At 50.6% G+C, this 12,659-nt stretch carries 10 protein-coding genes; 5 read left to right on the top strand and 5 right to left on the bottom strand.

Going from position 1 to position 12,659, the window contains the following annotated elements; genetic code table 11:
* The first annotated feature begins 37 nt into the window (after window positions 1-37).
* Window positions 38-1,987, top strand: a complete 1,950-nt coding sequence (locus F7R27_RS07060; RefSeq protein ID WP_151703522.1) for an acetoacetate--CoA ligase — start codon at window positions 38-40, stop codon at window positions 1,985-1,987.
* A 129-nt stretch (window positions 1,988-2,116) separates the two neighbouring features.
* On the opposite strand, the gene F7R27_RS07055 is transcribed toward F7R27_RS07060, so the two are convergent.
* On the bottom strand, window positions 2,117-3,073 hold the full coding sequence (locus F7R27_RS07055) for a LysR family transcriptional regulator (protein WP_151703521.1): 957 nt from the start codon (window positions 3,071-3,073) through the stop codon (window positions 2,117-2,119).
* A gap of 116 nt (window positions 3,074-3,189) precedes the next feature.
* Between F7R27_RS07055 and F7R27_RS07050 the strand changes: the two genes are divergently transcribed.
* Window positions 3,190-4,128 carry a sodium-dependent bicarbonate transport family permease gene (locus F7R27_RS07050; protein WP_151703520.1) on the top strand — a complete coding sequence of 313 codons (939 nt, stop codon included), beginning with the start codon at window positions 3,190-3,192 and terminating at the stop codon, window positions 4,126-4,128.
* 43 nt (window positions 4,129-4,171) lie between these two features.
* Here the strand turns inward: F7R27_RS07050 and F7R27_RS07045 are convergent, their stop codons facing one another.
* Together F7R27_RS07045 and F7R27_RS07040 are read right to left on the bottom strand one after the other, a co-directional pair.
* Window positions 4,172-4,873, bottom strand: a complete 702-nt coding sequence (locus tag F7R27_RS07045) for a hypothetical protein (protein ID WP_151703519.1) — start codon at window positions 4,871-4,873, stop codon at window positions 4,172-4,174.
* Entirely contained in the window at window positions 4,863-5,711 is an 849-nt protein-coding gene (locus tag F7R27_RS07040; RefSeq protein ID WP_168927450.1) for an EAL domain-containing protein, read from the bottom strand. Before F7R27_RS07040 ends, F7R27_RS07045 begins: the two co-directional genes overlap by 11 nt.
* A 668-nt stretch (window positions 5,712-6,379) precedes the next feature.
* Between F7R27_RS07040 and F7R27_RS07035 the strand changes: the two genes are divergently transcribed.
* Window positions 6,380-6,715 (top strand): helix-turn-helix domain-containing protein, encoded by a 336-nt coding sequence (locus F7R27_RS07035; RefSeq protein ID WP_151703517.1) that lies wholly within the window; start codon window positions 6,380-6,382, stop codon window positions 6,713-6,715.
* A gap of 35 nt (window positions 6,716-6,750) precedes the next feature.
* Here the strand turns inward: F7R27_RS07035 and dsbD are convergent, their stop codons facing one another.
* A complete protein-coding gene (dsbD, locus tag F7R27_RS07030) occupies window positions 6,751-8,625 on the bottom strand; it encodes a protein-disulfide reductase DsbD (protein ID WP_151703516.1) in 1,875 nt (624 codons plus the stop codon).
* A gap of 203 nt (window positions 8,626-8,828) precedes the next feature.
* Between dsbD and F7R27_RS07025 the strand changes: the two genes are divergently transcribed.
* Together F7R27_RS07025 and F7R27_RS07020 are read left to right on the top strand one after the other, a co-directional pair.
* Window positions 8,829-9,896 (top strand): 3-deoxy-7-phosphoheptulonate synthase, encoded by a 1,068-nt coding sequence (locus F7R27_RS07025; RefSeq protein WP_151703515.1) that lies wholly within the window; start codon window positions 8,829-8,831, stop codon window positions 9,894-9,896.
* Window positions 9,897-10,045: 149 nt separating this feature from the next.
* Complete coding sequence (locus F7R27_RS07020) at window positions 10,046-11,002, top strand: YbgA family protein (protein ID WP_151703514.1); 957 nt, start codon at window positions 10,046-10,048, stop codon at window positions 11,000-11,002.
* A gap of 30 nt (window positions 11,003-11,032) precedes the next feature.
* Here the strand turns inward: F7R27_RS07020 and thiI are convergent, their stop codons facing one another.
* On the bottom strand, window positions 11,033-12,526 hold the full coding sequence (thiI, locus tag F7R27_RS07015) for a tRNA uracil 4-sulfurtransferase ThiI (protein ID WP_151703513.1): 1,494 nt from the start codon (window positions 12,524-12,526) through the stop codon (window positions 11,033-11,035).
* Between the last annotated feature and the right edge of the window lie 133 nt (window positions 12,527-12,659).

The following is a 12,659-nucleotide window of genomic DNA, read 5'->3' as shown; positions in this document are numbered from 1 at the left end:
AACAGAGGGTATGACCCAACAATAATAGGAGAGGTCAATGTCAACACCACTCTGGACACCCAGCTCAGAGCGCATCCAGTCAACCCGGATGTACCATTTCATGCAGGCCATGAATCAGCAGCATAATCTCAAGATGGGCCATTATGACGATCTCTATCGCTGGAGCGTTGATCAACACGAAACCTTCTGGAACAGCTTCTGGGATTACTCCGGCATCATCGCCAGCAATAAAGGTGATCAGGTGCTGCTGGATGGTGACAAAATGCCCGGCGCCACCTGGTTCCCGCAGGCACGACTGAATTTTGCCGAGAACCTGCTGCGCTATCGCGATGATCGCCCCGCACTGGTATTTCGCGGAGAAACCAACTATCGAGTAGAGCTCAGCTATGCTCAGCTCTATACCCGTGTTGCTCAGTTGGCCAGTGCTCTGCGTAAGCAGGGGATCACTAAAGGAGATCGCGTCTCAGGGTTCATGCCCAATATCGCTGACACGGTCGTTGCCATGCTGGCTACTACCTCCATCGGGGCGGTGTGGAGCTCCTGCTCGCCCGACTTTGGTATCAACGGCGTGATTGATCGTTTCGGTCAGGTCAAACCCAAGGTGATGTTCACTGCCGATGGCTATCGCTACAACGGCAAGGTCCTCAGCAGCATCGAGCGCGTCAGTGAAATCGCCGATCTGCTGCACTCAGTTGAGAAGATCATCGTTGTGCCCTACATGGATGAGAATCCGGATATCAGCCCGCTGAAAAACGCCATACTGCTGCAGGACTTTGTCGATACCGAGGCCACCGAGATAACCTTTGAGCAGGTTGCCTTTGATGACCCACTTTATGTGATGTACTCATCAGGAACCACCGGTGTACCCAAATGCATCGTACACAGTGTCGGCGGCACGCTGATTCAGCATTTGAAAGAGCATATGCTGCACACAGATCTGGATCGGGACGACACTCTCTTCTACTACACCACCTGTGGCTGGATGATGTGGAACTGGCTGGTCAGTGGTCTGGCTGTCGGTTGCAAAGTCGTATTGTTTGATGGCTCCCCTTTCGCACCCCGCCCAACCGTCCTGTGGGATATTGCAGAGCAGGAAGGGATCAGCGTATTCGGCACCAGTGCCAAGTATATAGCTGCACTGGAAAAAGCCGAGGTCATTCCCCGCGCGAAATATGATCTCAGCCGCCTGAAGGCTGTGCTCTCGACCGGTTCACCTCTGGCCCACGAGAGCTTTGAGTATGTCTATCGTGATATCAAAGCGGACCTGCAGCTCTCCTCCATCTCGGGCGGTACCGATATCGTTTCCTGCTTTGCTCTGGGCTGCCCGATTCGCCCGGTCTGGGCCGGTGAGCTTCAGTGTCGCGGTCTGGGAATGGCGGTCGAGATCTTTGATGACAACGGCCAGCCGGTTCAGGGTGAGAAAGGTGAGCTGGTCTGCACCAAACCCTTCCCCTGCATGCCGATCGGCTTCTGGGATGATGAGGATGAGAGCAAATTCCGCAGCGCCTACTTCGATCTGTATGACAACATTTGGGCTCACGGCGATTATGGCGAGATCACCAGCCATGATGGCGTGATCATCCACGGTCGCTCAGACGCTGTTCTGAATCCGGGTGGCGTGCGTATCGGCACTGCCGAGATCTATCGCCAGGTGGAAAAAGTGGATGAAGTTCTGGAAAGTCTCTGTATCGGCCAACCCTGGGACAATGATGTCCGTGTCGTACTCTTTGTGCGTCTGAAAGATGGCTTTACCCTGGACGATGCGCTGATCAAGAAGATCAAGGAAACGATTCGCGCCAGCACCACACCGCGCCATGTACCGTCCAAAGTGATTCAGGTCAGTGATATTCCGCGCACCATCAGCGGTAAGATCGTCGAGCTGGCCGTGCGCAAGGTCGTACTGGGTGAAGTGGTCAAGAACAAGGATGCACTGGCCAATCCGGAAGCGCTTGAGCTGTTCAAGGACTTGCCTGAGCTGCAGAGCTGACGATATAACTCTGATCTGCGGAGTCTAAAACGAGCCGGAATACAGCCACTGTATTCCGGCTCATTCACCTCTAAACCCAGACAGCGCCCACAACACCAACTCGAGAGATAAAGCGCTTGGCTATATCCTTCAGGATATCCCCAGCTGCGCCAACAATTGTCGGGTTTCATGGCAAACATAGGCCGGATCAAGACAGGACTCCAGATGATCATCCGCGTGGATCAGGAAGCGTCGAGCAGCATAAGGCAGCCGACGATCCCGGCGAACGATGAAGTGCCAGTGACTCTCCAGTGGCATCCCTTCCACCTGCAACGGCACAATACCCGTCAGCCCCTTGGGCAAGACATGCTGTGATACCACTGCCACCCCCATTCCCGCCGCGACACCGACACGTATCGCCTCGTTACTCGCCATCTGTAGACTGCGGTGAAGCTGCAGCCCGCGTGTCTGCAGCCAGCTGTCAAACAGCATTCGTGTAGCTGAACCGGGTTCGCGCAGCAGGAATCGCTCCTCCAGCAACCTTGGCAGGCTTATCTCATCAGCGCCGGCTAGTGGATGCTCCTCTGCAGCAATCATGATCAGGGGGTTACGCAGAAATCTCGCAGCCGCCGCATGCTCCAGCGATGGGGGGTGGCTGAATATATAGATATCATCCAGTTGCTGGTGGAAACGATGCAGCACCTGCTCGCGGTTGCCTATCTCGACTGTAACATCCACCTCGGGATAGTCCTGACTGAAAGGCCCAAGCAGACGCGGCATCACATACTGCGCAGTATTCACCATCGCAATACTGAAACGCCCGCTATGCCCCCCTTTAAGCTCCAGCAGATTATCCTGCAGGTCATCAAAGCGGCCCAGCATATCCTGACAGGCCCGATAGAGCACCTGCCCCGCATCAGTCAAGTGCAACTGGCCCCGTGTATGCTCCAGCAACGGCTCTCCCACCGCTTCACTCAGCCGCTTGAGTTGCAGTGAGACGGTGGGCTGCGTCAGATGCAACTGTCTGGCTGCCTCACTGATGCTGCCATGGCGTACTACACTGACATAGACTTCCAGTAATCTGAAAGTCAGATGACGCAATTTCATCACAATCTCCATAGATAATTATCTATATATTACCAGCAAGAGTTTAATTAGCATAAATATATAATCATGGGCAGAATGCGCGACAACCTGAACATGGACAAAGGAGGCAAAACCCCGTGCCGGATATTATCGTGATGTTTTTTCTACTGGGTCTGATTGCCGGGCTTGTGCGCTCAGACCTGGTCGTTCCCAAAGCAGCCTATGACCTGCTGAGCCTGATGCTGATGCTGACAATCGGTCTGAAAGGCGGTATTGCACTGCATGGCCAGTTACGCCTGTCGCTGCTGCCGGAGCTTGCTGGCGTCATTCTGATCGGCGCATTGACACCACTTATTCTTTTGCCGCTGTTGCGCAAAGTGGTACGACTGTCTTCTGCCAACAGCGCCAGCCTGGCCGCTCATTATGGTTCGGTCAGTGCAGGTACTTTTGCTGTTGCTCTCGCATACAGCCAGACTCATCAATTACCGATCGGTCCAGAGGTCACTCTTTATCTGGTGATGCTGGAGTTGCCGGCTATCATCATGGCACTGTTACTCTACCGGCGCTTGAATCCAGCCAGCCAGGGCTCTCTGGGCAGTCTGTGGCACGAGGCACTGACCAACCGAGGCGTGATCCTGCTGGTAGGTGGTGTGGTCATCGGTTTCATGTATGGGCCAGTGAATGGTGCTGATGTAACAGGACTGCTGACAGGTGCATTTCAGGTAGTGCTGGCGCTGTTTCTGCTGGATATGGGTCTGACGGCAGCCACCACACTGCGCCCTTTTCCGGCTCGTCACTGGCGTGTGCTGGTCTTCGCACTGGTGGCACCGCCGATTCTGGCGATGAGCGGTATGCTGATGGGGATCTGGCTGGCACTGCCGATCGGATCAACGCTGATCCTGGCAACGATGACAGCCAGTGCTTCATACATTGCCGCACCGGCGGCTATTCGAAACGCGATTCCTGAAGCGGATATTGGTCTGGCGATGCTGGCAGCACTGGGCCTGACCTTTCCTTTCAATGTGATGATCGGTATTCCTTTATACCATGGCTGGTTGACGATGCTGATGTCGTAACTGACTGGCGCGGGGGTGACGCGATATGAACGCGGAGCCTCTATCAGCTCCCTATCTGAACAATATATACATCCCATTGATCCTGAACAAAAAAGAACACCTCTTCCAGTATATCAATAGTGTAAGAGCTGGTGATTAAAACAGAGAATTCCAGATAACAGTCATATAGATCAAAGTCCTTTTCATTTAAGGATCTATTGATGAAAGATGAAATATGGCACTCACCAAGCCCTTGCAACTCATGTAATATCGGGACAAAATCTGCCCCTTCACGAAATGAGTGCAGGTGTGGTCTGATATCGATACGATAGCTGTACTTTTTTCCATCGATGATATTGTCCACCCTGCTTAAGTCATAAACCTTTGACTGCTGTGGCCTTGGTGCAGCATTTCTACGAACCAATTTCTTGTTATTATCAAGACAACTGATATGCGTTTTGGCCACAAAGTTTATCATAGAGAAAAGCTTGTCCAACATCAGGGGCTGAGGCATAAACTCTACTGTCACGCCTTTATTCAATAAGAAAAATCTCAAGATAAGAAGCCATTGCAATCCCACACCATCAATTACATTAACGGATGATAGATCAACACTCAGCACATCATCAAAATCAGAAATATCGAAAAAGTAGTTCTTAAGCTCTTTTAAACCCTCATAGTTCATCAAAGCAGGTAGTTTCAAACAGTTAGGTTTATGCATAATACTATTAACAAGCTTTCCAATAATTGAAACATCAGCGATCATACAAAAATGTAGCTATCACCTCTTCCTCAACCGACACATCGAAAACACTCGGCCACTTACGTACTGAAAGATCATTTACAAACTGCTCAATACACTCAGCAGCTATCACTTTCGAGAAATAGAACCCCTGCAAGCATTGACAACCTATAGTACTCAGAAACAAGTGCTGAGCAGACGATTCAACTCCTTCAACGATCACTTTCTTCCCCAGAGACTCAATCAGGAAGAATATTCCTCTCATGAACTTCCTGGCAAATTCAGAGCTCTCAAGATTATGTGTCACAGATTTGTCAATCTTGATAATTTTAATATTGGGGTCTGAAAGCACGCTGAAATTTGAATAGCCAGACATAAAATCATCAGCTGCAATTAAATAGCCAAGCTCAGCAAGACCAGGAAGAACTATGCTATGCAACCTTTCACTCAAGGCCGCACGCTCAGTGATCTCAATAACCAGTTTGGCTGGTTCAATATCATACTTAAAAAGCAGTAATGATAAGTCGCTTGTAAATGATTCTTCAGAAATTGTTTTAGCACAAAAGTTAACTGCTACGGAAATATATAATCCATTTTTTGACCTTATTTCATTTACAGTCTTAAGTGCTTTACTTAGAACTCTGAAGTCAAAATCATAATTAAGATCACACGACTCGATGAGCTGAATGGTCTGCTCTGTACTCAGATACTGTCCTGATTCAAAACCAGGCATTTCAAATCTTGAAAGCACTTCATAATATAAAACCCTTCCCTCTTGAATGTTGACAACGGGCTGAAACACTATATCAAAGTGCTCATTTTCTATTACGCTTTTGATTGCCAAAAAATCAGTGCCTTCCATACTACAAGCCATTCCATTTCTGTTGAACACTGCTTCAAGACATCACTTTAGACGAATTTATATGCATTACAAGCATTTTTTATTTAATTTTATTGTTTTTAGAGCATTTGCAGCATAAGGCTCACCTCAGTGGAGACACAACTCAATTGACCGAGAAATATACTGACTGTTTTTTATGACGTTACAGGATCACTACCAGACAAGCTGCTCAGGAAGAGAAAATTCAAACAAGCGTTTTTGTTAATGATTATCATTAGCTTTATTGACATGCTAGTAATAACATCTAAACCTCAAATCTGCTACTTTGAACGATCGAGTTCAAACAGCCCCTCCCGGTTAACCACTTCTGAAGTGACTATTCAGGCTATTTCTGTGATCCATAAATGGGCAACCTCCATATAAATGTTTAGTTTCTTCAGATCACAGTAAATACCAAATCCGAAAAGGCTATACTGTTAATAGGTATTGACGATATAACTCATATCAATATGATTACACCGCCTTTTCAATTATATTGATATAAATATGTTGTTAGAATAAAAAATAAGGAAATACATGCAGTTAGTTATATAAGTTACGCAACCCGACAGATCAGAAATAAAATAGGGAAATGTTCAAGGCTTGGAATAGATACATCACTTTGAACGTAGTTACAGGAGAGCACCATCATGAGTCTGGGAAATGCACTCAAGATCCTCAGGACTAAAAAAGGCATGACACTACAGCAGTTAGCTGAAAAAACAGACTCTTACGTTGGAAACCTTTCCAGAATTGAGCGTGGAGAATCAAAGCCAAGTCTGGACTTGCTGTACCGTATAGCAGCTGCACTCGACTTCAGCCTGACTGAAATATTTTCAATTGCTGATCAAAGTGAAATGGATGGCAGGCAGATCGCGCTTAATGCCGTGTTTGTTGCACTGCTGGATCATGATAAGGAATTACTGCTGGAATTCGCCAAGCTGCTCAAGGATCGAGCTCACAAAAAACCCACAGATAATGGATAAACCAACATAAAAATGTAGCATCAGTTTCATGATCACTACAATCCAGCAATTTGGTTCAGCAGACCAGCAGGCCGTATCACACCATACACGGTCAGCTCAGGCCTCCGCTCCCCCTGACTATCATAAAAGATCAGTGCGGGGGGGCCAAACACATTGTAGCGCTGGCTAAGCGCTTTCGCCTTGTCATCATTCGCGGTGATATCCACTTTGATCAGATTGACCTGGCCGAGACGACTCTGGACCTGTGCATCCGCGAAAGTGATGAAATCCAGCTCCGCACAGGTGACACACCAGTCAGCCGTGAAATAGAGCATCGACGACTGACCGTTTCGCTCCGCAACCGCAAGCTGTGCATCCAACTCATCAGATGTATAAACAGTATTGAAGGGTAATGAAGTGGTCTGACGCTCACTGGCCGACGGGCCAGCCAACCCCTGCAGTGGGTAGAGCATACTGTTTCCGCCCGACAACAGGCCGACCATCAGCGCGGCACCATAGATCATCGAGATAACACCTACACCCTTCCAGAGCTTGTGCCAGCCGGACACCTTATCATGCAGACGATCCAGCGTATTCAGATAGACAGCCGTCACCAGCAATATCACACTGGTCAGTGCCATGGTCACTTGTATCGATACCACCCGATCCAGCATCCAGACAGCCATCAGCAGCAGTGATACACCAAAACCTGCCTTGATCGCATTCATCCAGGCACCTGCCTTGGGTAGAAGCTTCCCGGCCGATGCACCTACCAGTAGCAGGGGTACGCCCATACCCATCGACATGGAGAAGAGTGCAGCACCACCCAGCACCGGATCTCCTGTCTGGCCAATATAGATCAATGCACCTGCCAGAGGTGCTGCCATGCAGGGACCAACAATCAGAGCCGACAGAAAGCCCATCACGGCAACACCTGTAACATGTCCCCCACGCTGCTCCTGACTGGCTCGGTTGAAGCGTGTCTGCAACGCAGAGGGCAGCTGCAACTCGTAGAAACCGAACATGGAAAGTGCCAACAGTACGAAAATCGCGCTGAATACACCGATCACCCAGGGATTCTGGAAGCTCGCCTGGATATTACTGCCGAACAGCCCGGCCAGTACACCCGCCACTGTATAGGTCAGCGCCATCGCCAGTACGTATACCAGTGACAGACCGAACGCCCGCCCTGTCGTGATCCGCATGCCATGACCGGCAATGATGCTGGAAAGAATCGGAATCATCGGAAAAACACAGGGGGTGAAGGAGAGCGCCAGACCCGCCACAAAGAAAGCGGTCAGAATCAGCAGCAACCCTTTGCCAGCCAGCAACTGACTGAAGCGATCATGCTCTGCTACCGGAGTTACTGGAGCGGCTGCCGGAGCCGATGATTGTATATCTGAGGAATCGGTCACCTGCGCCATGCCATCAGGCCAGCTCAGACCAGCCGCCAGTGGCAGAGCGGTCAGCGGGATGGTTTCCCGCTCCGGTGCATAGCAGATCCCCCCCTCCCAGCACCCCTGGTAGGTGATAGTGACCATCGCATCCTTGAGATCACGTCCATCCGTGCCGATCAGAAACTGTGCCGTTGCCGCCTGATACCAGACCGTAACATTGCCAAACAGAGAGTCATCTTTCTGTTCTCCACCCGGGATCTGCTGAGCAACCAGCTCCAGCCCTTCAGGCAGGTCTATCTTCAGATGATCGCGATACAGATAATACTCATCCTCGATTGCCCAGTTCAGGCGTAGAACACCGCTATTAGGCAGATCAACCTGCAGTTTGAAGGCCTGTTCAACCGGTAATGGATGCTGTTTGCCTGATGACGAGAAGATACCCAACAGGCTTGCCTGGGCAGATGAGATCAGCAGCAGACTGAACAACAGAATAAGGACAGCACCGAGTGCTCTCTTAGCGGCATTGAAATGCAATGTAACTTCCTTTCAATCTGACATTGAATGACCGAACCCGAATGCAGGTTATGATCAACGTAGACACGGCCATGAAAAAAACGTTCATCTTATCCGATTATAAACCTTTGTCCCCTTATAAGCGCGCAGTCAATATGGTAAAAAGGAGCTGGAGTCGGCATAAACAGCCGTATTGGATACCAGCACCCTGTCAGGAAAGCAAGATGAGTGATACACGTGTAGAAGACCTGAATATTGAATCGAACGTTCCGATCATTACCCCGGAAACCCTCAAAGCCAAACTTCCGATCACTGAGCTGGCTGCCAACACCGTGATGCACGGCCGTCAGACGATCAAGGATATTCTGGACCGCAAGGACAAACGCCTGATGGTGGTGATTGGCCCCTGCTCCATTCATGATCCTGAAGCAGCACTGGAATATGGTCGCAGGCTGAAGGCGTTGTCTGAAGAGGTGAAGGATTCATTGTATCTGGTCATGCGCGTCTATTTTGAAAAGCCCCGTACCACAGTCGGTTGGAAAGGCTTGATCAACGATCCGCACATGAATGACTCTTTTGATATCGAAGAGGGTCTGCACATTGCACGCAAGCTGCTGCTCGACCTGTCTGAAATGGGGCTGCCGCTTGCTACTGAAGCACTGGATCCCATTTCGCCACAGTATATTCAGGATCTGATCAGCTGGTCTGCCATTGGCGCGCGCACCACCGAGTCTCAGACTCACCGCGAGATGTCATCCGGCCTCTCCTGTGCGGTCGGATTCAAGAATGGTACCGACGGTGGTTTGACTGTTGCCATCAATGCGATGCAGTCTGTCAGCCACCCGCACAGTTTTCTGGGCATAGATGGCGATGGTCAGGTATCCATCGTACGCACACGTGGCAACCAGTATGGACATGTTGTTCTGCGCGGTGGCAACGGCAAGCCCAACTATGACTCCGTCAGTGTGAAGCTCTGCGAACAGGCGATGGATAAAGCCGGTCTGATCAACAACATCATGATCGACTGCAGCCACGCCAACTCCAGCAAAGACCCTGCCCTGCAGCCGCTGGTTGCTGAGAATGCTGCCAACCAGATTCTGGAAGGTAACAAGTCGATCATCGGTCTGATGATTGAAAGTAACCTGGAGTGGGGAAATCAGAACATCCCCGACAATCTGGCAGATCTCAAATACGGTGTCTCCGTCACTGATGCCTGTATCGACTGGAAAAGCACTGAAGAGTCTCTGCGCGCCATGCATCACAAGCTTAAGCCTGTGCTGCCAAGCCGCTGATAAGCCGTTTATGAATGTTGGCCGGGCGCCCTGTCCGGCCAACTATCCCGACCCGCCTCTCACGTACAATCCCAATAAAACCTCATGATCCACACTGTCATTATCTGCGTATTATACTGAAAGACTTCCATGATTCAGCAGGTACCGATATGTCGCACTTCAAACCTGAACAGATCCAGATCGGCATCAGCAGTTGTCTGCTCGGGCAGAAGGTTCGCTATGATGGCGGACATAAGGCTTCTCGCTACTGCCTTGATGAGCTGTCCAGTGTGTTCAGCTTCATTCCGACCTGCCCCGAGATGGGCATTGGAATGGGCGCACCACGCAAGACAATCCGTCTGGTGAATAATGATGGTGACATTCGTGCCAGAGCCAGCGACGACAGCTTCGATGTCACCGAGCAACTGCACAGTTATGCCGAGCAGAAAACCGCTGAGCTGGATTATCTCAGTGGTTATATTGTCTGCGCCAAATCCCCTACCTGTGGCATGGAGCGCGTTAAAGTCTATCCTGCCAAGGGTGGCCCCACCTCATCGACGGGAGTCGGGCTGTTTACCCAAAAGCTGATGGACACCTGGCCACTATTGCCGGTTGAAGAGGAAGGAAGACTCAATGATCAGGTACTGCGTGAAAATTTCATCACGCGTGTCTATGCCTATCATGACTGGCACCGCCTGAAACAGGAGGGATTGACTCGGCATGCGCTGATTCAGTTTCACAGTCGTTACAAACTGCTGGTGATGGCGCATCATCAGGACAGTTACCGCGCACTGGGCAGACTGCTGGGTAATCTGTCAGACGATCTGGAACAGGATGCAACAGCCTATTTTGAAGGGTTCATGCGTGCACTGATGCACCATGCCACCCGCAAGAGTCACACCAATGTGTTGCAGCATATCCAGGGCTACTTCTCGTCACGGCTGACGCCCAGGCAACGCGAGGAACTGAGCACCCAGATCAGCAAATACCGTCAGGGCCTGTTGCCGCTACTGGTACCCATGACCCTGCTGAAACACTATCTGGGCGAATGGGAAGACCCCTATATCGCCCAGCAGGTGTATCTGAACCCTCACCCGGAAGAGTTGAAGCTGCATTACGCCTATTAACGGCGATATAAGAAGCAGGAAGGTTTCACCCTAAGCGGAGGGTGAAGCCTTCTGCACGATTTCAGTCGGGCACAGCTTCACATTATTAAAACCGGCATCCAACAGATTGACCGCCTGTAAACGACTCATCACGCCTCGATCACAGTACAGCCAGTATTCACGCGACTGATCCAGTTCGGCAAAACGGCTGTGCAACTGATAAAAAGGTACACATATCTGCTCATAATCCGTCATTGCCAGCGGTGCGGCTTCCACTTCATCCGGTGCACGCAGGTCTATGATGGTTACTGGCTGTGCTGAAGCAACGGTGATATCAGCCGTGCAAACATCGGGCAGGCTCTCGAAATCCTCCATTACTTTGGAGATCGGCTGATAACGTGCATTGCTCAGCGCCGCCTCTATCACCGCCGGATCGAGCTTCGACTCCTCCGCCTCTACCACTTGAAGTTTTGCGCGCGTGGTCGGCTTGCGACTGATCACGCCGCAGTATTCCGGCATGGCAGCGGCAAAGTCCGCCGTACCGATATGCTTGGCTTCATCAACGATGCGTTGCTTGTTGGTGGCAATCAGAGGACGCAGGATCAAGCGATCAATACTGCGATCGATCACCTGCAGATTGGTCAGCGTCTGGCTGGAGACCTGAGAGATCGCCTCTCCCGTGACCAGCGCGGTCGCCTTCAGATGATCCGCGATTTTATCAGCACACTTCATCATCTGGCGTTTCAGCACAACACCCATCTGTGAGTTATGCACCTGTGTCAGGATATTTTCGACCACGCCCTCAAAGGGTACCGTGACAAATCGGACATTATGCGAGGCGCCATAGCGTTTCCAGATGTGGTAGGCGATCTGCTTGACACCCTCTTCGTGCGCACGGCCACCGAGGCTGAAGAAGATGAAGTGAGTGCAGATACCTCGCTGCAGCATCTGATAGGCGGCGACTGATGAGTCAAAACCACCCGAGATCAGCGTTGCAACAGCTTCCTGTGAACCCAGCGGATAGCCCCCCATTCCCTCACGACGACGGCTGACGATGAACAGGCGATCGTGATTGATCTGCAGCATCACCTGAATGTCGGGATCTTTCAGTTTGACGCCGCCATTATCGGTGTTCTGATTAAGATAGCCGCCAACATAGCGTTCCAGATCGATCGAGCGAAAATCATGATGTCCGGTCCGATGCACACGCACGGAAAAGGAGTTGCCACGAAGGCTGTCGCCTACCTCAGTCAGGGTCTGCCTGCAGATGGTATCGAAATCCTCCAGCAGATATTCGCGTGCCTCCAGAAAATAGCTGATGCCAGGTATGCAGGTCAGCGTATCACTGATCTGCGCATTCACTTGCGCAGAGGCATCGGCACTGCTGGTCACCTCGATCATATCCCAGTTACCACTGACCTCTACCCCTTCATCCAGGTAGCTCAGTATGGTGCGGATATTTTTCTTTAACTGCCTGATCTGCTGATTGCGAACCGGACGGGTTTTGATGGTGATCTCTGCAAACAATCGAACAATAAACTTCATGACAGGCTCAGGCTGCTGACAGGCAGCATTTCTCCGCTAATTAACAAGTTGAGGATGGACCGGGAAGGCTCAGGGGTGGGGATTGTACACGAAAAATACAGTGGAGCGTATTCAGGGTTGATCAATGACGGGT

It is taken from the genome of Nitrincola alkalilacustris (assembly GCF_008973755.1).
In the GTDB taxonomy this organism is placed as follows: Bacteria; Pseudomonadota; Gammaproteobacteria; order Pseudomonadales; family Balneatricaceae; genus Nitrincola; species Nitrincola alkalilacustris.
This window is presented reverse-complemented; position numbering and strand designations above follow the sequence as displayed.

Coding starts and splice junctions, on each gene's coding strand:
- F7R27_RS07060 (WP_151703522.1), top strand. CDS start 38: ATGTCAACACCACTCTGGACACCCAGCTCAGAGCGCATCCAGTCAACC.
- F7R27_RS07055 (WP_151703521.1), bottom strand. CDS start 3,073: ATGAAATTGCGTCATCTGACTTTCAGATTACTGGAAGTCTATGTCAGT.
- F7R27_RS07045 (WP_151703519.1), bottom strand. CDS start 4,873: ATGATCGCTGATGTTTCAATTATTGGAAAGCTTGTTAATAGTATTATG.
- F7R27_RS07040 (WP_168927450.1), bottom strand. CDS start 5,711: ATGGAAGGCACTGATTTTTTGGCAATCAAAAGCGTAATAGAAAATGAG.
- F7R27_RS07035 (WP_151703517.1), top strand. CDS start 6,380: ATGAGTCTGGGAAATGCACTCAAGATCCTCAGGACTAAAAAAGGCATG.
- F7R27_RS07025 (WP_151703515.1), top strand. CDS start 8,829: ATGAGTGATACACGTGTAGAAGACCTGAATATTGAATCGAACGTTCCG.
- F7R27_RS07020 (WP_151703514.1), top strand. CDS start 10,046: ATGTCGCACTTCAAACCTGAACAGATCCAGATCGGCATCAGCAGTTGT.
- thiI (WP_151703513.1), bottom strand. CDS start 12,526: ATGAAGTTTATTGTTCGATTGTTTGCAGAGATCACCATCAAAACCCGT.